We start from the raw sequence: 21,588 nt of genomic DNA, 5'->3' as shown, positions 1-21,588 counted from the left end.
TATGTGCATCTTTCGGTTTCCCAGCCTGGCTTTCGCTCTGGTGATCATTGTTCTTTGCCTCGGTTTCTGTCCACTGGCTTACGGTCAAGAACACTCGTGCGCTCAAGCAGCTCATGCGTCGGCAGAAAATATCCGCAAACAAGCCTCCGTCTCTCAGAAGTTTCGCCGAGCTCACCGCCACGCCACTGGGTCTGGTATTCGAGTCGCGATAATAGATACCGGTGTCGCGCCTCATCCACGACTTGGCTTAGTCGAAGACGCAGGCAGTTTTATCAACGATGGAACACGTCGCGGCAGCCTTCATGATTGTGATGCCCACGGCACTACTGTCGCCGGAATTATTGCAGCACGCGATGGCCCCGACGGAGTAGTAGGGGTAGCTCCTGCTGCAAAGATCATTTCTATCAAGCAAACGAGTGCGTGGCAGGAATACTCGACTCGCACAACTCCTGCGGGGAATCTCTCTACGCTGGCTCAGAGCATCCATGCAGCCATTGACCATGGTGCACACGTGATCAACATCTCGGTAGTGTCATGTGTGCGCCAAGGAACCCTCGTAGAGCTTTCCGAGCTACATACAGCCCTTGACCGCGCTGAGAGGTCAAACGTCGTTGTGGTTTCCGCCGCAGGAAATGCAGGTTCTGGTTCATGCGAACCAGGCGATCATGTCTACCCAGCTCACCTAAATACAGTGCTGGCCGTTTCCGCGTTACACAGCAATGGACTTCCTACGCAGTATTCTTTACCTGCTCCGCATCCGTTGCTCAGCGCCTTGGGCCACGTCGCAGCAGCGTTATCGCACGAGGGTGACGGGCTATCCCAGGGGACCCATAAAGATCGCGATGTTGTGCCTTTTGAGGGAACTAGCTTTGCTGCCCCTATTGTTGCCGGCACCGCCGCGTTACTCCGGGAGCGCTATCCACAAGCCGTTGCTGCTGAGATCAGGGCTTTGCTATATCACAGTGTTGATCCTATGACCGGAGCCGTCGACCCTGAGCTAGCTCTTACTCAGATTTTTCCACGGGCTTCCCCACAGCCACACTCATCACTCGTGACAGTGTCTCAACCGAGCCGGCATGAAGCACACGGGCGGATGATCGTTGCTATTGTGACGGCGTTACTGCTCATAACGCTTACGGCCACAGCGTTGTTGCTTTCGCGTATGCATCCGCGATCTGACCAGTATCTGGCAAGCTAGCCGATCAGCATACGCACTATGGGGTCTAGAAACGGTACAAACCCCAATTTCCATAGCAGTAGAACAATTGCGATTCCAGCGACCCAAGCAGCCACTAAAGTGCCGGCGATTAGGGAATAACGCGTCCTTTTGGGTTGCACGTGGTACCAAGAAAAGAAGCGATCATAAAGCCTCACGCCCCATGCTAAAAGGCCGCTTGCCCAGTGCAATTCCAAAGATAAAATTCCGATTCCCACAAACACGGTAAGCCATCCAGGCCCGGGAAAAGGAATGGTAATAATCCCCACGATAACGACCAACCATCCAAGAATGAGAACGGTGGGTCGTACAAGGAATCCAAAACGATGGCGTTTAAGACTCTCATGGCGCTGATTGATGTGAGCAAGCTTGTCCGCAACTGCATCACGCATCGAGCTCATGCGCGTTCCTTTCCTCTTGCGGGCATGGTGATAAAACGTATATGTGGTCCTTCGAAAATTTTCAGACTCGAAAGAAAAGTCTACACACTAGTAGAGCGGTGTTAATGCGGCTTCCTTGCTCAAGGTAGTTCCGGACGGCAGCAGTCGGAGAAGAAACCATGCCACACGTTGTATCGTATGAATACCTAAATGCTCTAACACCGCATTATGAGCCAACTGATGGCGCAGGCCATGCTCCGAAATCAGATGCACTCCTGCGCCTGTTTCTACAGCTATGGTCCCTCCGGTACCCACAAAGTGCGTTGCCACAGACTCTCCTGAAAGTTCGACCGCAGTCGTAGACGCCGTAGCAGAATTGGTAAGCCCCACAGATGTTCGCGATTCCATATCGTGGGCAAAGGACACCGATACACAGATATCTGCTTTATGAGGATCCTGCCAACGCAACGGTTTCTCGGGCAGAGCTACCTGAAGGTCTATGTCAGGTCGCGCTGTCATCTCTGTTCGTGAGACAGTCTTGAGCTCCCAACCTAAATCTGTGAGAACATCCTTTTGTAGAGGGCTAATACGTACAACCCCCAAGTCATTCTTTAGCCAGTATTCGCCGCCTGCTACAAAAAGTTCCAAATTCCCCACGGGGAGGTGGAACTGGGGTGATTCTGGGATAATCTCCAACACGTCGGGTGCTGGATTCCACCGTGGCGTCGCAAAGTCAATGCCGAGTCTTCGCCGAATGCTCCTGCCCTCGGGAGTCTCAGCTGACGGAAGAAGCCTCCTAGTTGCAGCGGTGACCACCACGTCGCCTGCCGGACTCGTTGCTAAAAGGGCTTCGTCATCCCCAAGTTTTGGGGCTTGGTCGAACGCGGTGTCCTGGTTGATAAGGAATGTCGTCCGTGGGGAATCCAACTCCGATGGTGCAGAAGTAGAGGTACAGATTTGCCAGAGAGGCTCTGCTTTGAGGGCTTCGTTGAAGATGCTGGGTGCGTCTGCGATCCCGATGGGAGCTGCTATGCGCTTGGTCCTTAGTACTGAATCACCAACCTTGACCGGCGTGGACGATTCCTCCACGGCAAGCCGTGCGGATGTCAGATTAGTCACCGGGTGCAGTTGTTCTCCGACACGTACAAAGAGGTCACCTCGTTGCGAGGACAGGATACGTGCGTCGCCGGGGTCGGGGTTCGGGCTAAAAAGTGCTAGTGCGCCTGCGCCCAGTGCCACAAGCCCAACCGCACTGAGTCCAAACGCCAGGGCGCGGCGCAGCCTTCCTAGTGGGTCATGGATCATGCGGACGTCGCCAAGCAAAAGCCCTAGCTCTATGCGCCGAACAAGAAACCTATGGCCTGAGACTTGGGCCTTTGTTGCAGGGGCGATACCTCTGCGTTGAGCTGTGTTCTCGTGGGGAGTTTGTGTTGTTGCGGCCATGGCATCCGTCCTCATGCGCATAGGGAATTGGCTAGACAGCCCCTGGGAATGGGCCATCTAGTTAGACGGATGCGGATGCCTTAGCGGTTCCCTGAAATATCGTCAGCGGTGCGCACTGCACGGGTAACGTCTGCGCGAGCCAGCAACTCGCTATCCGCGGGATAATCGACGCCCACCAGGCTTAGCCCTTTGGCTGGTGCAACGGGGACGCGGGAGGAACGTGAGGTTTCTGTGAGCAAAGAATCGGCGAATCCTTCCGGCCGTTTCCCCTCTCCAATGACTAGACAGCTGCCGACGAGCGACCGGACCATGGACCAGCAAAAGGCGTCAGCCGTGACGTGGGCTTCATAGAGCTGTGGCTCCAGTGAGGTGGAGACGTCATGCCATGTGAATTCTTGCAGGTCACGAATCGTTGTTGCGCCTTCTCGATACTTGCAAAAGGCCGCGAAGTCGTGCAGACCGATAAGGACGTCTGCGGCTGCTTGCATCGCGTTCATGTCGATCTGTTTCGGCCAGTGAGCTGTGTCCGTTGCGCGAGTAGGAAGAGCGCCTCGCGGGTGGGTGGTCAGGCGGTAGACGTAGTGACGTCGTAAAGCAGAAAAACGCGCGTCGAACCCTTCCGGGGCTCGCGTGCACGCGTGGACTCGCACGTCCTCCGGCAACAGGCGCGCCAGGCGTCGTACCAGGTTGCACGGGTCGCCGTCGATACTGCGAGTATCCAACGCAGCCTCCGGAACATCAAAGTGTGCCACCTGCCCCGCAGCATGAACCCCGGCGTCTGTGCGGCCTGCCACGGTCAGCTCAATTGGGTGTCTCAGAATAAGCTCAAGCGAATCCTCAAGCACTCGTTGCACCGTGCGCAGCTGGGAGGTTCCCTGACGCGCCCACCCATGAAAATGAGTGCCATCATAAGCCAGATCGAGGCGAATACGCACAGTTGGCTGGTTGGTCTCCATATTGTTTTCCTCCACGAAGCAACACTGGTTGCTTTTCGACGCCCACCTCAACCCCACATTCTCTCAAGCACAGGGTCGAGCGCATTCTAATCTAACAAAGGGCACGCCCACATCTGCTGCCCCTATAGCAAAACGTCCCTCATCTGCGTTTATCAGCGATGAGGGACGTTTTATGTCCAGGCTTTAAAGCCTTAAAGACTACTTCTCTTCTGCAGCCTCGTCGGTGGAGGTCTCTGCAGCGGTCTCCTCGACTGCTGGCTCCTCTACCTTCTCAGCTTCCTTGGAAGCAGCTGCGCGGGTTGCGCGGCTTGCCTCTGCAGAAACAGTCTCCTCAAGAACGAGGGAGATCTGGCTCATAGGAGCGTTGTCACCCTTGCGGTTCTCGAGCTTGATGATGCGGGTGTAGCCACCCTCGCGGTTCTCGAACTTCGGAGCCAACTCGTTGAACAGGTATGCAACGACGTCCTTATTCGGAACGAGCTTGAGCACGTTGCGGCGGTCCGCAACAGAGCCGCTCTTAGCCTTGGTGATCAGCTTCTCTGCGTAAGGACGCAGGAGCTTAGCCTTAGCATCGGTGGTCTTGATAGCGCCGTGCTCGAAAAGCTGTGCCGCAAGGTTAGACAGAATGTGCTTCTGGTGGCTTGCGGAACCGCCGAGACGGGCGCCCTTCTTAGGGGTAGGCATTGTGTACTCCTCGTGTACAAGTTTTATTGAGCGCTTGGGACCTTGGCCGCAATGGTCAGGCCCCTACTGGGCTTCTTACTCGGAATCTTCCAGATCCGTGTCCACGTAATCGCCGGTAGCGGCGTCGTAGCCCTCGAGTTGGGTGGGATCAAAGTCCTCAGGAGAGTCCTTCAGGAACAGACCCAAGCCAGCGAGCTTGATCTTGACTTCGTTGATCGACTTCTGACCAAAGTTACGGATATCCAGCAAATCCGACTCGGTGCACTCTGCGAGCTCACCAACGGTGTGGATCTCCTGACGCTTCAGGCAGTTGTAGGAACGAACGGAGAAGTTCAGGTCCTCGATTGGCATGCTGTAAGCAGCGATGTACTCGGTCTCTTGCGGAGAAGGACCGATCTCGATGCCCTCAGCGGCGGTGTTCAGCTCGCGTGCGAGGCCGAACAGCTCAACCAGGGTCTTGCCAGCAGACGCAAGAGCGTCACTCGGAGCGATAGAGTTCTTGGTCTCAACATCGATGATGAGCTTGTCAAAGTCGGTGCGCTGCTCAACACGAGTAGCTTCGACCTTGTAGCTCACCTTGAGCACCGGGGAGTAGATCTGGTCAACAGGAATGCGACCGATCTCGTTGGTGCCTGCGTAGAGAGAAGCCGGGACGTAGCCACGACCGCGCTCGACGATCATCTCGATATCAAGACGACCCTGCTCATTCAGCGTCGCAATGTGCAGATCCGGGTTATGGATCTCCACACCGGCAGGCGGCTCAATGTCGCCAGCGGATACAACGCCAGCGCCTTCCTTGCGGAGGTACATGACAACCGGCTCATCAGAGTCGGAAGACAGAACCAGACCCTTGATGTTCAGGATGATGTCAGAGACATCTTCTTTCACACCGTTGATCGTGGTGAACTCGTGAAGAACACCATCGATCTTCACGCTGGTCACTGCAGCGCCCGGGATGGACGAAAGCAGGGTACGACGCAGCGAGTTACCAAGGGTGTAACCGAAACCCGGCTCAAGCGGTTCGATAACGAAGCGCGAACGAGCGGAATCAACGTATTCCTCGGTGAGGGTGGGGCGCTGAGAAATGAGCATTTAAGAACTCTCCTGTGAGTGACGACCGCTATTTGACGTCTATAGGCGGAAAGGATGAAAGGACTTAAAGAAGATTCCTGTCGCGTCCTGCCCCGCGGCCTCCACAGTATGGAAGCCACAAAGCAGGAGAACAGAAAATTACTTCGAGTAGAACTCGACGATGAGCTGCTCTTGCAGCGGAACGTCGATCTGAGCGCGCTCTGGCAACTGGTGCACGAGAATGCGCAGGGTGGACGGAACGACCTGCAGCCATGCTGGCACAACTGCGTCGAGGAGGTTCTCCTGAGCCTCTTCGAACCAGATCATCTTACGAGACTTCTCGCGAACATCGATGATGTCGTACTGAGAAACCTTGTAGGAAGGAACGTTGATCTTCTTGCCGTTCACGGTGAAGTGTCCGTGGGAAACGAGCTGACGTGCCTGGCGGCGCGTGCGTGCGAGACCTGCGCGGTACACAACGTTGTCGAGACGAGCCTCAAGCAGGATGACCAGGTTGTCACCGGTCTTGCCTGGGAGACGGTTAGCCTCTGCGTAGTAGCGACGGAACTGCTTCTCCATAACACCGTAGGTGAAGCGAGCCTTCTGCTTCTCCTGCAGCTGAAGCAAGTACTCAGACTCTTTGATGCGTGCGCGGCCAGCCTGTCCCGGAGGGTAGGGGCGACGCTCGAATGCCATGTCTCCGCCGACGAGGTCGACGCGGAGGCGGCGGGACTTACGGGTTGCTGGGCCGGTATAACGAGCCATTGTAAGTTACCTTTCCTTTCCTATTAAACGCGACGACGCTTCGGTGGGCGGCAGCCGTTGAACGGCTGAGGGGTGACGTCGGAGATGGAGGTCACCTCAAGGCCGGCAGCCTGAAGAGAGCGGATAGCGGTTTCGCGGCCCGAACCTGGGCCCTTGACGAATACGTCAACCTTCTTCATGCCATGGTCCATTGCCTTGCGAGCAGCGTTCTCAGCAGCGAGCTGAGCTGCGAACGGGGTGGACTTACGGGAACCCTTGAATCCGACGTGGCCGGAGGATGCCCATGCGATGACAGCACCGGACGGATCCGTGATGGAAACGATGGTGTTGTTGAAGGTGGACTTGATGTATGCGTGGCCCTGAGCCACATTCTTTTTAACTACACGACGACCAGTGCGGCGAGCCGTGCTGCGAGTCTTAGGAGGCATGAATTACTTCTTCTTTCCGGCGATCGTCTTCTTCGGACCCTTACGCGTACGTGCGTTGGTCTTGGTGCGCTGGCCACGGACGGGCAGGCCACGGCGGTGGCGCAGACCCTGGTAGCAGCCGATTTCGATCTTGCGGCGAATGTCGGCCTGAACCTGGCGGCGGAGGTCACCCTCAACCTTCCAAGTTGCTTCAATGACGTCACGAAGAGCAGAGACCTGCTCATCAGTGAGGTTGTCAGTGCGCAGGTCCGGGGAGATGCCGGTCTCCTTGAGCAGCTGGGCGGCACGGGCAGGGCCGATACCGTAGATGTAAGTGAGTGCAACCTCCATGCGCTTGTTGCGCGGAAGGTCAACTCCAGCTAGACGTGCCATAAGGGCAGTACCTTTCCGGTTGTTACGGTGGTTTTCTCCATGCTCGTCCTTACCAAACATCACTTTGCCCGGACGGATGCCGGACGATGGGATGAGATGCGCAAGGCTTTGGCCACCGCGGCCAAAGGTGTGGGTGATGCCGAGGCATCAGTGAAGCATGGAGGCTTCAAAAGAAATAAACGACTGAGTCGAATTATTTGTAGCGGTAAACAATGCGACCACGGTTCAAGTCGTAAGGAGAAAGCTCCACGACTACGCGGTCCTCAGGGAGGATACGGATATAGTGCTGACGCATTTTGCCACTGATATGAGCAAGCACCTTGTGTCCGTTATCGAGTTCGACGCGGAACATTGCGTTGGGCAAAGGCTCGATAATACGACCCTCAACCTCGATTGCGCCTTCCTTAGCCATAGCCTCCACATTCCTGACATCGGTACTGAAAATTTGGTTGAATATCCCAACCGATTCATCATTACGATGCCGCATAATCACTGCTTATTACAGGTGTTTCACCTTTTGGCAATACACCAACGAACAACAATACAGCGCCCCGCCCGAAAAGCCAAGTTTTTTCTAGGCTCTTTATCAGCCCCAGCGCTCGCTGCAGGTTATGACTTATTAGCTTCTCGACGCCCACCCCCTCACCCTCACCCCACTATCCCCAGGTGCTACCCCATAAAGAAAAGGCCACGGACATCTTCTCACGATGCCGCAGCCAGTTCTTATAAGCCATAAACCTACGTTGCGATTAGTACACGTAGACGACGTCCCCAACCTGCAGTTGATTAAAGAAGGTCACAGCATCGTTGTGGTTGAGGTGAATGCAACCGTGTGAGGCCACCTGTGGGCTTCCCTCATGGAACGCAATGCCGTTGTTGGTGAAGTACACAGAAAATGGCATAGGAGCGTTATTGAATTCTCGGGAGATTTCATCTTTAATCTTGCGATTAACGTGGAAAATACCCTTGGGGGTCTCATGGCCTACGCGTCCGCTGGAGATTGGCACCGCACCATAAGAGACCTGGCCATTCTGTTGGAGCCATGAACGCTGCCCGGCCAAGTCAATGCAAGCACGGGCAAATGCTGGGCAAGAGCCGGTGTCAAAAGCTGGGCGGGCGGGAGCCGGCGCCGGAGCAGGAGCAGGCACGACTGGCGGCGCAGTCCGCTCTTGGATAAGACCAGGGAAAGCGAAGTTAACAGCATTATCAATGGATTGCTTCACCATAGTGGCGGCGTCGACAGGCGAACCGGCATCGGCTTGCGCACGCAAGTTATTACGCAGATCCCAAGCTCCGTCACGAGTCTGACGACCAAGGTTCTGCAACTGTTGATCAATAGAGCTACTGAGGTTGCTCGATCCGAAGTCCTGTGCGGAAGAAGTGGCAGCCTGGCTCACCAGAAGAGCTGCGGAAGTTGCTGCAGTTCCAACCATCGCCGCAATACGACGACGAGCCATGGACTGCTTCGCATGACGGGGCTTATACGACATGCTGACCACTATATCCCGACTGAGCAAAAACTTAGGAAACTGAGCACACCCGACTCGGCGTGTCGCACGTAACAATTCGGCAACTTTTAGCAAGAGATAAACAAAAATGGGCGTGTAGATTCTGCTCCACACGCCCATTTTTTAGCGATTACATTGTTCTCGCCGTTTTAGGCTTTAACCCCAAATAATTTCTGTATCCCATCCCATAGCGATGCTAAGAAACTGAAAATGGGTGCAAGTCCTGGCAAGACTTGCAAAAGACCTTGCCAAAAACCTTTATTTTCGGTGTTATCTGCGTCTTTACCTGTTTTGTTCTTCTCTTTCTCCAACCTAAGCGCCTCTTCTGCTGCTTTTTGAGCAATCTCGGCAGCCTCTTTAGCCTCAGCGAGAACCTTTGCCTGATCTTGGGATTTTGCTAATTCCTCCTCAACCTTGGCCAATTGCTCTGCAAGGGCTTTAGCCTCATCCTCTGCCTTTGCAGCGGATTCTTCGGCTTTCGCCGTAGCCTCCTCAGCGGCCTTAACCTTGGCATTAGCCTCTTCCGCAGCAGTAATGGCTTTCTGCGCCGCTGCCTTAGCCTTGTCCAGAGCTTCTAGCAGTTCTTCCCTATCAATCTCAAGATCCTCTAGCTCCTTTGTTAGCCTTACGACGTTCGCCGTAGCCTCCTCAGCCTTAGCCGTCGCAGCTTTCGCCTCTTCAATGGCCTTGGCCAAAGCGGGATCCGGCAGATCAGTGATACCCAGGGCCTTATTACTCAAGCAATCAGCGCCCAGCCACGCCATGTTGAACTTGGCAAACTTGAGGGTCATGCCAGTATCAAATGTTCCTGTCTCATAAACCATGCCGATATTTCCATCGGCCATAGGAGTCATGACCGAATATTGGAAACGACCAGATTCGATCTGGCGCCCATGCGTCCACGACCTACCATCGTCACACGAGGCCATGACCCAGCCGTTATTGCGTCCATCTTTGTTATGTTCATGATTCGTGCGTTTATCAATAGGAGCAGAATACAAGAGCACGCGGGCCGCAGCACTCCCCTCGGGAGCATTAGGATAGGCCCTGATCAGAGAAACGTTAATGCCCGTGTTGTGCTTAGTAGGAAACTGCGGCGGAGCAACAACAGTACGTACCGGGTCAGACCAGGTTTCTCCCTGGTCTGACGAATAAGCGGTCCAACGTGTTTTATCATTGTCCTTCGAATTCATCATGATGCGGCCGTCCGACAGTTCAACGAGCTTGCTCTCATCACCGTTGAAGGTTCCATCGCCTGCGATGCCTTCACCGACTTCCCAGGTGTCTCCACCATCATCCGAATAAATCGAAAGATTTACTACCCTATCTTGCGATCCATATTTCGTCTTCACCGAAATAGGGACAAGTAAACGACCTGCATGTACCCCATAAGTGAGTTGAATCCCACTTCCCGAAGTCACAAATCGCCCGTATCCAGGAACAGCCGATTTCCCTTGCGATTTGACTACAATTTTTTCAGTCAAATCACTAATGAGGCGCATATTCCCCCAGGTTTCACCATTATCCTGAGATTCAATCACCACAGTATCCTGAACGTCACGGCGTTGTATGGCAGCATCGACATCACCTTTATTCACCCCTGCGCCAGCTTGAAAAAAGCGCTGATCATATCCACGGACGAAAAAAGCAAATATTTTTCCGTTAATTCGGTCTACAACCAAGGCAGGGTCCGTATACGAAAGCCCACGTTCATCTGTAGTACCTCGTGCAATAAACCCCCCACCACTAAAGGTCTCGCCAGAATCATCAGAACGATACATCTCAATGTCTGTCTGCTCTTTAGGAGATTTTGCATTCCCGGGGGTGTAAGGAGCATCCCTGCACCAGGTCTTGCTTTGAGCATCCGGACCATACCGATTATCAAAAGCCACCAAAAGCGTCCCATCAGCAGCCGTAGCAATAGCAGGAATACGGAAACACCGCTGACCAGCTGGATCCACATCTCGCAGTGTCTTTACATCAAAGACCGGATTCTCGTTTGGTTCAGGAAGCTGCCCCTCCCCTACTGCGCCACGCGCTACGGGCGCAGGTGGAGCGGCGTCGAAAAGCCCATTGTTATCGAGGGGCGCAGTTGCAGGGCTGGGGGTTTCTTCAGCAAAAGTTGTAGGGACCGCAAGGCCTTGGGCAGTGAGAGCAAGCGCTGCTGTGAGAGTTATCAGCGCTTTGCGAGTTCCACGGCGGCGTGAATCCGTCATTGGAAACTTCCTTCCTTGAGATGGATGAAACACACAAAAATGAGACAGCCAACACATCAGACGTCCGACCTCCTATAGCGACAAGTACCCCACGGTTCACAATGGATTAGGGACACGCATCACATTCAAAAGATTTGGTGATAGAACATACAGATGGCGTTACTAAGGAGACTAGCAACCACAAAGGGGCGCTTAAAAACCTTTGCTTTAAATGTGTCCTTCTCCACTAATGGGGGTAATACACACGACATTACGCTGAAGTCACAAAATAATAAAGCATTTATAACAAGAAAAATGGCTATGTCCAGCACAAAGCGCGCAAAAAGTGACCTAACGACACAAAGGCACAGACCGTTAGACCACTTTTAGGCAGAAAACGTGTAACTACTTCCGGGGGGTAAGAATTCGGGGGCCCTCATTCGTCGCCGCCACAGTGTGTTCCCAATGCGAGGACCATGAGTCGTCATCCGTGACCACAGTCCACTCGTCTTCGAGGACAAGGGAATCCACAGACCCTAGAGTCAACATGGGTTCAATCGCCAGAACCGATCCCTCTTGGATCATCGGTCCCCTACCAGGCTTCCCCTCGTTAGCCAGATAAGGCTCCTCGTGCATCGTCTGGCCGATGCCGTGTCCGCCATATCCGTCAACGATTCCCAATTTCACACCAAAGCGTTTTTCCGCCTGGCGCGTTGCTTTTTCCAAGGCATGGGAAACGTCGGTAAGCCTATTCCCCGGCACCATCGCCTTCATGCCTTCCGCAAGCACCCACTCGGTGGCGTCGTTAAGCGCTTGGACGTCCGCAGCGAGCTCCCCTATGCCAAAGGACCAGGCAGAGTCCCCTACCCATCCTTCAAAGGTCGCCCCGCAGTCGATAGACACCAGGTCGCCTTCCCGCAAGATCGTCTCCGCGTTCGGGATTCCGTGAACGATCACTTCATTCACCGATGCGCAGATTGAACCTGGGAAGCCTTCATAACCCTTAAATGTGGGGATAGCACCGTAGGACCGAATGGTCTCTTCCGCAACCGCGTCAAGCTCAAGAGTACTTACCCCTGGAGCTGCGGCGGCTTTAACGGCCTGCAACGCCTTACCCACAATCTCACCTGCAGCTTGCATCGCATCAAGTTCCGCGGGCGTTTTAGCTGGAATCACTTTGCGTTTGGATCGAAACCCCATCATCACATCACTTTCATGCCCTTTATCAGGACGTATTCTTCCGTTCTAGCCGCAGCGAACGAATAACTTTATGAATTAAAAATGCAAAAACCGAGCACTGACAAACGCTATACACCGGATGTATAGCCACACGTCAGGCTCGGTTCGCAGTCAATCAGGTTTTATTTTCCTAGGGCCTCAAGGGTCCGGGAATTAATATCTTCAACGGTACCCTCAGCGGTGATAGCAATAATCCGCTCGCCGTAGTGGTCAATCAATGGTGCGGTTTCATCGCGGTACACCTGCAGACGAGTACGAATCGTCTCCTCGTTGTCATCTGCGCGTCCGCGGGCCAGCATGCGCTCCACAACAACGTCCTCGGAGACCTGGTAGTTGATCACGCCGTCAAGCTTGGTACCAAATTCTTCCAAGAAACCTTCGAGGATTTCTGCCTGCTCCACGGTACGAGGGAAGCCGTCAAGAAGGAAACCACCTTTAGCGTCTTCTTCCTCCAAACGAGACTTCACCATGCGTGCGGTGACATCGGTGGGAACCAACTTGCCGTTATCAATGTACTGCTTGGCTTCAATCCCCAGCGGGGTGCCCTCACCAATATTGGCCCGGAACAAGTCGCCCGTCGAAATGTGCGGGATGCCAAGCTTTTCGGAGAGAATCGCAGCCTGAGTGCCCTTGCCGGCACCGGGAGGTCCAAGGAGTACAAGACGCATTATTTGAGGAGTCCTTCGTAGTTACTTTGTAGAAGCTGAGATTCGATCTGCTTAACTGTAGTCAGTGCGACCGAGACCATAATCAGAATAGCTGTGCCGCCAAATGGTGTGGAGCCTGCAGAGCTTGCCCCTACCCCCAAATCGAGGGCGATGTTAGGAAGAACAGCAATGATACCAAGGTAGAGAGCACCGACGAACAGCAGGCGGTTCATAACAAAACCAAGGTATTCAGCAGTGGGGCGACCAGGGCGAATACCTGGGATAAATCCACCATACTTCTTCATGTTTTCTGCCTGCTCGTTCGGGTCATACTGAACCGAAACGTAGAAGTAGGAGAAGAAAATAATCAGGACGAAGTACAGCACGATGTACTGCCATGAAGACGGGGTCTGCAAGTACTGAATAACATTGCGCTGCCACCAGTTATCAGAGACCTCGTGGGAGCCGGAATTGATGATCTGCGTGATCAGCACAGGCATATAGATGAGCGAGGACGCGAAAATCACGGGGATAACACCGGCCTGATTAACCTTCAAAGGCAGGTACGTAGAGGAACCGCCGTATTGACGACGTCCCACCATACGCTTTGCGTACTGCACCGGAATACGGCGCTGACCTTGCTCCACAAACACAACGCCGACCACGAGAATGATCACGGCTACCAATACAACGGCAAAGACCACGCCGCCGGAAGAATTCAAAATGTTTGCGCCATCGGAGGGAAGTCGAGTAGCGATACCGGCAAAGATGAGCAAAGACATACCGTTGCCCACGCCGCGCTCAGTAATAATCTCACCCAGCCACATAACGAGCATCGCGCCGGCAGACATAACAAGTACCAGCATGATGAGAGTCCACAGGCCCGCATTGGGCATCAGCACCTGGACGCCAGAGCCCAAAAGCTGCTTACGGTCTGCCAAAGCAACGATGCCGGAAGACTGCAATAGAGCTAAGCCCAAAGTGAGATAGCGGGTGTACTGGTCCATCTTTGCTTGACCAGACTGCCCCTCTTTCTTCAGTTCTTCAAACTTAGGGATCACCACAGTCAGCAGCTGCACGATAATCGAGGCCGTAATATACGGCATCACGCCGATGGCAAAAATCGACAGCTGCAGTAGCGCCCCACCCGAGAACAGGTTGATGAGCGAGTAGACACTCGAGGAGTCTGAGGTCAGCTCACGAAGACGCCCACTGATAGACGCGTAATCTACTCCGGGTGACGGAATTTGTGCACCAATCCGGTAAAGGATGATCAGCGCAAGGGTGATCAAAATCTTCTTGCGCAGATCCGCGTCCCGGAATGCCTGAAAAATGGCGGACACTTAGCCTCCTGGCTTCGCATACCCCCGTGATGAGACCACAGCAATGAATCAACGCAACGCTGATCATGCTTCCGACTTCATCGCAAAGGATGGAAGGTTTAAATAAAACTCGTTCGCTCTAACCGTTGAATAACGCAATCTTTTTTGCCGCAGGCGACCAGAGAAATCTCAATCACAGAAAAAGCTAGCTTCAACTGCTGTTTTGGAAGAAACCCTGTTACAGGCCATTCTCCCTTTCTCCTGCCAGTCCTGCTTACAAAAAGCTCGCATTCCATCAAAAGTTGAGGTTGGACATGATTGACCGCTTTACTCTACCACCGCACCCCACCAACTACACAGTTAAGGTTATTTTTAGCTTTAGGATCCCCTAAGCGGTCATGCCTTAGCTCACCCGATACTTCTCCCCCTAAAGATGAGTCATACGTCTCAAGTTTTTTCATTTTTCGCTCGTGTCACGCACTTTCCCCGTACAATAACGATGTCTATGCCCAATTACTGCGTATAGCTCATACCGAGGGCTTTGTCCTCATACACGCTTCCACGCGATTCTTTACTACGGACCGTTCGGCACGTACCTGCCGATGAAGAAATGGAGTTGCCTCACTATGGCATCAGTGACCTTTGAAAAAGCATCTCGCGTTTATCCCGGCGCGAATAAGCCAGCTGTCGATGAATTTGACCTCCATATTGAGGACGGCGAGTTCCTGGTCCTCGTGGGACCGTCAGGCTGCGGTAAATCCACTACTTTGCGCATGTTGGCAGGCCTTGAAGACGTGAACTCTGGCCGTATTTCGATCGGTGACCGTGATGTAACAGACATGCCTCCGCGCGATCGTGACATCGCCATGGTTTTCCAGAACTATGCGCTGTATCCCCACATGACTGTCCGTGAGAACATGGGCTTTGCGCTGAAGATTGATAAGAAGCCCAAGGAAGAAATCAATCGTCGCGTTGAGGAGGCTGCTCGCACCCTTGACCTCACCGAGTATCTCGATCGCAAGCCAAAGGCACTTTCCGGCGGTCAGCGCCAGCGTGTGGCGATGGGCCGCGCTATCGTCCGCAAGCCTGAGGTCTTCCTCATGGATGAGCCTCTCTCCAACCTGGACGCGAAGCTTCGCGTGCAGACTCGTACCCAGATCGCTGCTCTTCAGCGCGAACTTGGTGTCACCACCTTGTATGTGACCCACGATCAGACCGAGGCTCTAACCATGGGCGACCGAATCGCGGTGCTTAAGTTCGGTGTACTGCAGCAGGTGGGAACGCCTCGTGAGCTCTACGATTTCCCGGCGAACGAGTTTGTCGCTGGCTTTATTGGTTCCCCGGCCATGAACTTGGGAACGTTCACGGTTGAAGGCGATCATGCGGTCTTGGGCAAGGCGCGAGTTCCGCTAAGCCCAGCAACACGCGCAGCCATTACTCCGTCTGATAACGGCAAGATCATTATCGGTTTCCGACCAGAGGCGCTTGAGGTTGTTTCTGAAAACGATCCGAATACCATTCCTGTAAAGCTGCACTTGGTCGAGGAGCTCGGCTCCGATGCCTACATGTACGGCAAGCTTGAGGGTGGCGGATCACTAGGCTCTGGCACGGACGCTAACCCCGATGACGAGTCCACTGATGAGATCATCATTCGCACCGCTCCGCATGCAGCGCCTCCTATTGGTTCCATCGTCCATGTCCGTATCCGTGAGGGCGCTCAGCATAACTTCTCCAAGTCCACGGGCGTGCGACTTCCAGAATAAGCACGTTTAGCTCTTACCGCCGCTGCCCACACGGGATCTTCCCCGCGTGGGCTTTCGTGCAATTAGCCTTCGCCCTGTCTTTTTGCCCCTTCGAATCCTCCGTGAAAGAATTCTCATGCCTGCTACCCCCTCTATGCAGATAACTAACGGTACGATCGCCCCAGCATTGCTGCAGCTGCCCTGGTCACTACCGTTAGAAGACTGGCCGGAAGAGTATTTGGCGTCGCTCCCACGTGGAATTTCGCGCCATGTGGTGCGCTTTGTAGGGATCGACGGCAAAGTGTTTGCGATCAAAGAGATCGGGCAAAAAGTTGCCTACCATGAGTACAAAACGTTGCGGGATCTTAATCGCTTAGGGGCGCCGTCGGTACGCCCTCTTGCAGTCATTACCGGGCGTGTCGACGCCACCGGGGAACCCCTCACAGCGGCACTAGTCACGGAGCATCTAGAGTTTTCTCTGCCCTACCGCGCGGTTTTTTCTCAGTCCATGCGCTCGGAAACCGCCACCCGGCTTATCGACTCCCTTGCAGTGCTTTTAGTCCGCCTGCACCTACTGAATTTCTTCTGGGGTGACGTCAGCCTCTCCAATACGCTGTTTCGTCGAGACGCAGACTCTTTTTCTGGGTATCTTGTCGACGCAGAAACCGGCGAGCTACAGCCTAAACTCAGCGATCAACGCAGGCTTTACGACGTCGACATCGCACGGGTGAACATCATCGGCGAGCTTATGGATCTGCAAAGCGGCAAACTCCTCTCCCCTGACGTGGACGCTATAGAAATAGGCAACCGCATCGTGGAAAAGTACACCTTATTATGGGAGGAACTGACCGCCGAGCAAACCATTGGGCCAGATGAGCACTGGAAAGTGCAGCAGCGCATCGACAAGCTCAACGCACTGGGCTTTGATGTAGGAGAGCTCAAACTCACGAGCTCTGATGAAGGCCAGTCCGTGCATATTAGGCCTCGGGTGGTCGACGCAGGGCATCATCACCGTGCGCTCATGCGGCTCACAGGCCTAGATGTGCAAGAAAACCAGGCCCGGCGCATACTCAACGCCATTGAGACCTACCGGGCAATACATTCAGATAGTCACCGGCCCATGAGCACAATTGCACATGAGTGGTTGACCCATATTTTTGAGCCTACGCTTGCCGCTATCCCCCAGGAGTATTCGGCGAGACTGCAGCCCGCGCAGATATTCCATGAGGTTCTCGAACATCAATGGTATCTCTCAGAGCACGCCGGGCATGAGGTGCCGCTGGAGACTGCGGCAGCGCACTATGCAAAAACCATCCTGCCTCACCGGCCAGACGAGGAGCGGATGCTAGACCAAGACCCCCACGACGAGCTATCGGAGGATTAAGCAGGTGGCGGGGGTCGTCGATAAGCTTTTTAATCGCGGTACTTGTCGTTTCCCCGGTTAAGCCAGGCGTACACGGCTCCCATACACACGCCTCCGCCTAGCAGGTTACCTACAAAGACAACCGCCCAGTTGTGGGCAATATGAGCAGCATCAAAATGAGCTGGGAGTGTCTCGGCGCTGAACCCGACCAAAGAGACAAGACCAAAGTTTGCGATAACGTGCTCCAGCCCCATCACGGTAAACATGCTGATGATAACCGCCAGGGTAAGAAGCTTGCCGGAAAATTCCTTCATCATGGCCACCCCAATGATGCCCATGTTGACCACGACGTTAGCCAGAATTCCCTCGATGAGGAGTCCCAAAGATGCCTTGGCCAGTTTAGTTTCCGTAATAGTGGAGACCAGACTCTCTGCATCCACGTGGGAAAATGCGACTGCTCTGCTCAGCAAAAAAGCCACGAGCGCAGAACCAACAAGGTTAAAAAAGGTGCAGACGAGAAGCACGAGGGTTGCCTTGGACAAAGACACCTTTTTATTGACCACCCCAAACCCGAGGTACATCATGTTACTGGTGGCAAGCTCGGCGTTGAGCAACACTATGGTGTACAAGCCGACAAAGAACATCAATCCAAAGACCGGGTAGCCCACGCCGGGAACGATATGATCGAGCTTTTGGCCGAGAGTCACGGCGAAAGCTGTTCCAAGGGTGAGGTAAACACCAGCGAAGATGCAGCGGACAGAGTACCGCCAAAAGTCGGTGTCAAAGAGGGCGACTTTCTTTGCTACTGCTGAGGAGACTTTATCGTTGAGAGATGCGGGCGCGGTCAACGTGCACGACCTTTCCTAAATCGAGATGAGTCCGCGCTGCGCCCCCGCGAAGGGGTGGTCTCGGTTCGCGCGAACGTAACAGATCGATGTTAGAGCATCTCTTCTTTATTTGAGGAGAGTGAGAAACTATTCACATTCTCAATCCAGCCCTCAACTCCGCCTGAGCTGCCTAGCACGGCGGCTTTACTGCCTTTTTACATCAGCACCGTGGCGATCAACCCCACGGACAGTAGGATCGCAGGGTATGCCCATGGAATCCAGGCTGCCGGCAACTCGCCTTCCTCGTCGAGTAACGGCTGGCGGTAATGCAAAAATACTGTTCCCAGTGCCGGCGAAATAAACATCGCCGCACCAAAAGCACCAGCTGAATACATCATGCGATTCTCTGCTCCCCAGAAGAGATAAAAAATCATGATGAATCCGAGTAAGGCGACCCCCATCGGGATGATTCCCAAACGTGTTCCCAAGGAAAGCGCCACTATCCAAAATATCGCGGCAAGAGTGACACCCAACATTGCTGCCCACCTCACCGCAGTAGACAACTGCGCCGTGGTGTCGATAGCTGCCAGTACCACGAGAGCTATCAGCAGTACCCACACAGGATTCTGCGACTCAACGCTCCACACTCGACGCTCCGACGCCAAATCGTAGGGCACCTCGCTCACCACGGCGATAATGAGCGTCCACCCGGCAAGGCGCCATCGGTTTACTCCACGTTTAATTGCCAGCGTATAGAGCCAAGCGACGAGTGGGATTGCGCACCAAGAGATGACCTCCATCACGATTCCCACGGTCAATAACCACAGGCCAGTATCTGCGTACCCCCCGTCTATGGGCCACAACAGGAGAGATCCCAGCGCGGATGTAATGATGAAAAACCCTGCTAAGCCAGCTAATTTATGAGAACTAAAGCCTCTCTGACGTTGCTGAGCATTCATTCATTTCCTCACTTCTGCTTACACGCATCGCACCTCAGGTTTTCCTGTACTGCGCTCCGCGGCTCTCCGGTGGTCTTTATCAATTGTGTCCATTGCAGCGGGATGCCCTCGTGTTACTTGATCTATGACCAACACGAGGGCACTTGTTGTATGAACAACGAGTTTTACTATCCCTTAACGGAACCAGCCATTGACTCCTGATAGTAACGCTGCATCACGATGAACAAAATCGTGATGGGGATAGAGATACACACAGCACCTGCGGCAAAGCGTGCAAACCAATCGTAGATATATTCCTTTTCCAGCATCTTCCATAGACCGAGAGAAACCGTGTAGTTTTCCTGTGTCCGAGCGATGGCTTTTGCAAGCACAAAGTCCAACCAGGGGGTCAAGAATCCCACAATCGCTTGATACACGATCATCGGTTTGGAAATCGGAAGAATGATCTTGGTAAAGACCTGCCACCTGGTGCAGCCGTCGAGAAGCGCTGCCTCATCCAACGAAATCGGGATCGTATCCATGAATCCCTTCATCACGTAAAAGCCCATGCCAGTTCCGGCGGAATACACGATGATCAACGCCAACGTGGTGGTCCATCCTTGGGTGAGGCCAATCGCTTTAAGGATGAAGTAGATAGCCACCACCGACATGATGCCGGGGAACATTCCCAGAATCAGCGCGGTGTTCATATAGACCTTGCGGAATCGGAAACGCAGACGGCTCAGGGAGTAGGAGACAAAAAGTACAAAGACAACGCTGATCGCGCAGGTAAAGCAGGCAATGATCAGGGTGTTTAAGAACATCTTGGGGAAGTTCAGCACTGAGTGATCAGTAAAGAGCTGAACATAGTTGTCCACGCTGTATTCCGTGGGGAAAAAGGTGCTGGTGTACGGAGCAGTGTTCTTGTTAAAGCTTTCTGCTACAACCCAGACGATGGGTACCACCCAAATGATTGCGAGGATGGTGAGAAAGAGATGAACAAGGAAGTCGACAAACTGTCGTGTGCGACGCTGGCTTCCACGGATCCCTACTTGTTTGGTGCTCATCACTGGAATCCTTCCTCGTTGCGATAAGAGCCGCTTCGTCGATACGTAATCAGTGCCACTGTGGAGAGAACAATGAAGGTCAAGATACCGATCACCGCACCCACGTTATAGTCACCACGATCAACCGTGAGTTTGTACAGCCACGTAATCAGGAGATCTGTTTTACCAGCCGAGGCGCCAATCGGTGTTGGGTCGCCTTTGGAAAGCATGTAGATCACATTGAAGTTATTCACGTTCGCGGTAAATGTGGTGATCAGATACGGCGTCATCACAAAGAACATGTAAGGCAACGTCACGTTGCGGTAGGTTTGCCACCAGCTGGCGCCGTCGAGACGCGCGGCCTCATAGAGCTCGCCTGGAATGTTCTGAAGAATACCTGTGACCTGCATGATCGTGTACGGGATACCAATCCATAGGTTGACAACGATCACTGTCACACGCGCCCACGTTGCATCCGTGAAGAACGGCAAGCTGCTATCAATCCAGCCCCAATCCAGCAGCAGGCGGTTCACAATGCCCTCTGGCTGCAACATGCTGCGCAACACCAGAAGCGTCACAAACTGCGGAACAGCCACAGACAGGGAGAAAATCGCGCGCCAGAATGCCTTTCCACGGGTGGTCTTGCGCTGAATAATCATGGCCAAGAACATGCCCAGGAAGTAATTAAGGAATGTGGCAAAGAACGCCCACACCAGAGTCCAGGTGAGCACACCGACAAAGATCTGCAGGTTAACTTCACCACCAGTGTTAGAGAACACCTTGCCAAAGTTCTCTAGCCCCACCCAGTCAAACTTCTGAACATTCCGGGAATCATAGCTGGTAAACGCCATGCTGATCATAAAAATCAGCGGCAAAACCGTGAAGATCAAAATGCCGGCCGTAGGAAGCGACATCAGCATAATCGGTGCGTCTTCATCAGTTAACGCATGCAAGTCTTCTTTCAGCGTACGCGCGCGTCCTTGCTTCTCGACGAACGTCTGTGCCTTGTACGCACTGCGCAACGCGATCGTAGCTAGCCACAGGAAGACGATAAGAAGAAAGATCGTGGCCACGCCTTCGAGCAACAAAACAACCGACGGCTCACTGTTTTTATAAACCCAGAATCCGTCTACTTTGACGCGACCTTGTTCCCCAGTACCAAGCCCTGGCAGCTCTTGCAGTGCCTTAATACCTTTGCTTATAAACAGCGCAATAGCGACTATCTCTATGCCAAGGAACACCGCTCCCTTGAGAAACTGTTTACGCAGTAGGTTGCCAAGACCAAAGACAATAAGCGATGCCTTTGTCATAGCGTCTCCGTTAGCCCACGCGTTAGACAGCGAATAGAGACTCGGTTCGTCGTTGCGTTTTTGCGTCTTTGGCTTCGGTTTGGTTAGCAGGCCACCGCGGTGGACTCCAGCTTTCATGAGCCCGCACTCCCCTTCC

At 53.7% G+C, this 21,588-nt stretch carries 21 protein-coding genes; 3 read left to right on the top strand and 18 right to left on the bottom strand.

Features of this window, described 5'->3' with window-relative positions:
- Nucleotide 1: 1 nt before the first annotated feature.
- On the top strand, nt 2-1,198 hold the full coding sequence (gene mycP / locus CULFRC11_RS02185) for a type VII secretion-associated serine protease mycosin (RefSeq protein WP_038620347.1): 1,197 nt from the start codon (nt 2-4) through the stop codon (nt 1,196-1,198).
- Here the strand turns inward: mycP and CULFRC11_RS02180 are convergent.
- From CULFRC11_RS02180 to secY, 14 genes are all read right to left on the bottom strand, one after another.
- Nucleotides 1,195-1,617 (bottom strand): TIGR02611 family protein, encoded by a 423-nt coding sequence (locus tag CULFRC11_RS02180; protein WP_023635131.1) that lies wholly within the window; start codon nt 1,615-1,617, stop codon nt 1,195-1,197. The two genes, mycP and CULFRC11_RS02180, sit on opposite strands and share 4 nt — an antisense overlap.
- Before the next feature lie 87 nt (nt 1,618-1,704).
- Nucleotides 1,705-3,060, bottom strand: coding sequence for a type VII secretion protein EccB (gene eccB / locus CULFRC11_RS02175; RefSeq protein WP_038620940.1), 1,356 nt, complete (start codon nt 3,058-3,060; stop codon nt 1,705-1,707).
- A gap of 59 nt (nt 3,061-3,119) precedes the next feature.
- Nucleotides 3,120-3,995: a tRNA pseudouridine(38-40) synthase TruA gene (gene truA / locus CULFRC11_RS02170; RefSeq protein WP_023635130.1), complete on the bottom strand. Its 876-nt coding sequence runs from the start codon at nt 3,993-3,995 to the stop codon at nt 3,120-3,122.
- A gap of 198 nt (nt 3,996-4,193) precedes the next feature.
- Nucleotides 4,194-4,679, bottom strand: a complete 486-nt coding sequence (rplQ, locus tag CULFRC11_RS02165) for a 50S ribosomal protein L17 (protein WP_038620344.1) — start codon at nt 4,677-4,679, stop codon at nt 4,194-4,196.
- A gap of 75 nt (nt 4,680-4,754) precedes the next feature.
- Nucleotides 4,755-5,771 (bottom strand): DNA-directed RNA polymerase subunit alpha, encoded by a 1,017-nt coding sequence (locus CULFRC11_RS02160; RefSeq protein ID WP_013910827.1) that lies wholly within the window; start codon nt 5,769-5,771, stop codon nt 4,755-4,757.
- A 138-nt stretch (nt 5,772-5,909) separates the two neighbouring features.
- Complete coding sequence (rpsD, locus tag CULFRC11_RS02155) at nt 5,910-6,515, bottom strand: 30S ribosomal protein S4 (protein ID WP_013241248.1); 606 nt, start codon at nt 6,513-6,515, stop codon at nt 5,910-5,912.
- Nucleotides 6,516-6,538: 23 nt separating this feature from the next.
- Nucleotides 6,539-6,943 (bottom strand): 30S ribosomal protein S11, encoded by a 405-nt coding sequence (gene rpsK / locus CULFRC11_RS02150; protein ID WP_013241247.1) that lies wholly within the window; start codon nt 6,941-6,943, stop codon nt 6,539-6,541.
- 3 nt (nt 6,944-6,946) lie between these two features.
- Nucleotides 6,947-7,315, bottom strand: coding sequence for a 30S ribosomal protein S13 (rpsM, locus tag CULFRC11_RS02145; protein ID WP_013910826.1), 369 nt, complete (start codon nt 7,313-7,315; stop codon nt 6,947-6,949).
- A gap of 193 nt (nt 7,316-7,508) precedes the next feature.
- Nucleotides 7,509-7,727, bottom strand: a complete 219-nt coding sequence (infA, locus tag CULFRC11_RS02140) for a translation initiation factor IF-1 (RefSeq protein ID WP_013241245.1) — start codon at nt 7,725-7,727, stop codon at nt 7,509-7,511.
- 337 nt (nt 7,728-8,064) lie between these two features.
- Nucleotides 8,065-8,805: a L,D-transpeptidase gene (locus CULFRC11_RS02135; RefSeq protein ID WP_031270001.1), complete on the bottom strand. Its 741-nt coding sequence runs from the start codon at nt 8,803-8,805 to the stop codon at nt 8,065-8,067.
- A 167-nt stretch (nt 8,806-8,972) separates the two neighbouring features.
- Nucleotides 8,973-11,039, bottom strand: a complete 2,067-nt coding sequence (locus CULFRC11_RS02130) for a sialidase family protein (protein ID WP_023635127.1) — start codon at nt 11,037-11,039, stop codon at nt 8,973-8,975.
- A gap of 384 nt (nt 11,040-11,423) precedes the next feature.
- Nucleotides 11,424-12,218 (bottom strand): type I methionyl aminopeptidase, encoded by a 795-nt coding sequence (gene map / locus CULFRC11_RS02125; protein ID WP_014835938.1) that lies wholly within the window; start codon nt 12,216-12,218, stop codon nt 11,424-11,426.
- 161 nt (nt 12,219-12,379) lie between these two features.
- Entirely contained in the window at nt 12,380-12,925 is a 546-nt protein-coding gene (locus CULFRC11_RS02120; protein ID WP_013910822.1) for an adenylate kinase, read from the bottom strand.
- Nucleotides 12,925-14,247 (bottom strand): preprotein translocase subunit SecY, encoded by a 1,323-nt coding sequence (gene secY / locus CULFRC11_RS02115; protein WP_013910821.1) that lies wholly within the window; start codon nt 14,245-14,247, stop codon nt 12,925-12,927. Before secY ends, CULFRC11_RS02120 begins: the two co-directional genes overlap by 1 nt.
- A gap of 605 nt (nt 14,248-14,852) precedes the next feature.
- On the opposite strand from secY, the gene CULFRC11_RS02110 reads away from it, so the two are divergent.
- Nucleotides 14,853-15,989, top strand: a complete 1,137-nt coding sequence (locus CULFRC11_RS02110) for an ABC transporter ATP-binding protein (RefSeq protein ID WP_014525342.1) — start codon at nt 14,853-14,855, stop codon at nt 15,987-15,989.
- A gap of 115 nt (nt 15,990-16,104) precedes the next feature.
- A complete protein-coding gene (locus CULFRC11_RS02105) occupies nt 16,105-17,352 on the top strand; it encodes a DUF4032 domain-containing protein (RefSeq protein WP_023635126.1) in 1,248 nt (415 codons plus the stop codon).
- Between the two features lie 29 nt (nt 17,353-17,381).
- Here CULFRC11_RS02105 and CULFRC11_RS02100 read toward each other — a convergent pair whose 3' ends face one another.
- From CULFRC11_RS02100 to CULFRC11_RS02085, 4 genes are all read right to left on the bottom strand, one after another.
- On the bottom strand, nt 17,382-18,179 hold the full coding sequence (locus CULFRC11_RS02100; protein WP_023635125.1) for a formate/nitrite transporter family protein: 798 nt from the start codon (nt 18,177-18,179) through the stop codon (nt 17,382-17,384).
- 194 nt (nt 18,180-18,373) lie between these two features.
- Nucleotides 18,374-19,117, bottom strand: a complete 744-nt coding sequence (locus CULFRC11_RS02095; RefSeq protein ID WP_023635124.1) for a TraX family protein — start codon at nt 19,115-19,117, stop codon at nt 18,374-18,376.
- Nucleotides 19,118-19,284: 167 nt separating this feature from the next.
- Nucleotides 19,285-20,163, bottom strand: a complete 879-nt coding sequence (locus CULFRC11_RS02090; RefSeq protein ID WP_013910816.1) for a sugar ABC transporter permease — start codon at nt 20,161-20,163, stop codon at nt 19,285-19,287.
- Nucleotides 20,163-21,569, bottom strand: coding sequence for a carbohydrate ABC transporter permease (locus CULFRC11_RS02085; RefSeq protein ID WP_013910815.1), 1,407 nt, complete (start codon nt 21,567-21,569; stop codon nt 20,163-20,165). Before CULFRC11_RS02085 ends, CULFRC11_RS02090 begins: the two co-directional genes overlap by 1 nt.
- Nucleotides 21,570-21,588: the final 19 nt, after the last annotated feature.

It is taken from the genome of Corynebacterium ulcerans, from assembly GCF_000767685.1.
Lineage (GTDB): Bacteria > Actinomycetota > Actinomycetes > Mycobacteriales > Mycobacteriaceae > Corynebacterium > Corynebacterium ulcerans.
This window is presented reverse-complemented; position numbering and strand designations above follow the sequence as displayed.

What these genes read in the sequence shown, in the direction of transcription:
- mycP (WP_038620347.1), top strand. Translation starts at nt 2, where the DNA reads ATGTGCATCTTTCGGTTTCCCAGCCTGGCTTTCGCTCTGGTGATCATT.
- CULFRC11_RS02180 (WP_023635131.1), bottom strand. Translation starts at nt 1,617, where the DNA reads ATGAGCTCGATGCGTGATGCAGTTGCGGACAAGCTTGCTCACATCAAT.
- eccB (WP_038620940.1), bottom strand. Translation starts at nt 3,060, where the DNA reads ATGCGCATGAGGACGGATGCCATGGCCGCAACAACACAAACTCCCCAC.
- truA (WP_023635130.1), bottom strand. Translation starts at nt 3,995, where the DNA reads ATGGAGACCAACCAGCCAACTGTGCGTATTCGCCTCGATCTGGCTTAT.
- rplQ (WP_038620344.1), bottom strand. Translation starts at nt 4,679, where the DNA reads ATGCCTACCCCTAAGAAGGGCGCCCGTCTCGGCGGTTCCGCAAGCCAC.
- CULFRC11_RS02160 (WP_013910827.1), bottom strand. Translation starts at nt 5,771, where the DNA reads ATGCTCATTTCTCAGCGCCCCACCCTCACCGAGGAATACGTTGATTCC.
- rpsD (WP_013241248.1), bottom strand. Translation starts at nt 6,515, where the DNA reads ATGGCTCGTTATACCGGCCCAGCAACCCGTAAGTCCCGCCGCCTCCGC.
- rpsK (WP_013241247.1), bottom strand. Translation starts at nt 6,943, where the DNA reads ATGCCTCCTAAGACTCGCAGCACGGCTCGCCGCACTGGTCGTCGTGTA.
- rpsM (WP_013910826.1), bottom strand. Translation starts at nt 7,315, where the DNA reads ATGGCACGTCTAGCTGGAGTTGACCTTCCGCGCAACAAGCGCATGGAG.
- infA (WP_013241245.1), bottom strand. Translation starts at nt 7,727, where the DNA reads ATGGCTAAGGAAGGCGCAATCGAGGTTGAGGGTCGTATTATCGAGCCT.
- CULFRC11_RS02135 (WP_031270001.1), bottom strand. Translation starts at nt 8,805, where the DNA reads ATGTCGTATAAGCCCCGTCATGCGAAGCAGTCCATGGCTCGTCGTCGT.
- CULFRC11_RS02130 (WP_023635127.1), bottom strand. Translation starts at nt 11,039, where the DNA reads ATGACGGATTCACGCCGCCGTGGAACTCGCAAAGCGCTGATAACTCTC.
- map (WP_014835938.1), bottom strand. Translation starts at nt 12,218, where the DNA reads ATGGGGTTTCGATCCAAACGCAAAGTGATTCCAGCTAAAACGCCCGCG.
- CULFRC11_RS02120 (WP_013910822.1), bottom strand. Translation starts at nt 12,925, where the DNA reads ATGCGTCTTGTACTCCTTGGACCTCCCGGTGCCGGCAAGGGCACTCAG.
- CULFRC11_RS02110 (WP_014525342.1), top strand. Translation starts at nt 14,853, where the DNA reads ATGGCATCAGTGACCTTTGAAAAAGCATCTCGCGTTTATCCCGGCGCG.
- CULFRC11_RS02105 (WP_023635126.1), top strand. Translation starts at nt 16,105, where the DNA reads ATGCCTGCTACCCCCTCTATGCAGATAACTAACGGTACGATCGCCCCA.
- CULFRC11_RS02095 (WP_023635124.1), bottom strand. Translation starts at nt 19,117, where the DNA reads ATGAATGCTCAGCAACGTCAGAGAGGCTTTAGTTCTCATAAATTAGCT.
- CULFRC11_RS02090 (WP_013910816.1), bottom strand. Translation starts at nt 20,163, where the DNA reads ATGAGCACCAAACAAGTAGGGATCCGTGGAAGCCAGCGTCGCACACGA.
- CULFRC11_RS02085 (WP_013910815.1), bottom strand. Translation starts at nt 21,569, where the DNA reads ATGAAAGCTGGAGTCCACCGCGGTGGCCTGCTAACCAAACCGAAGCCA.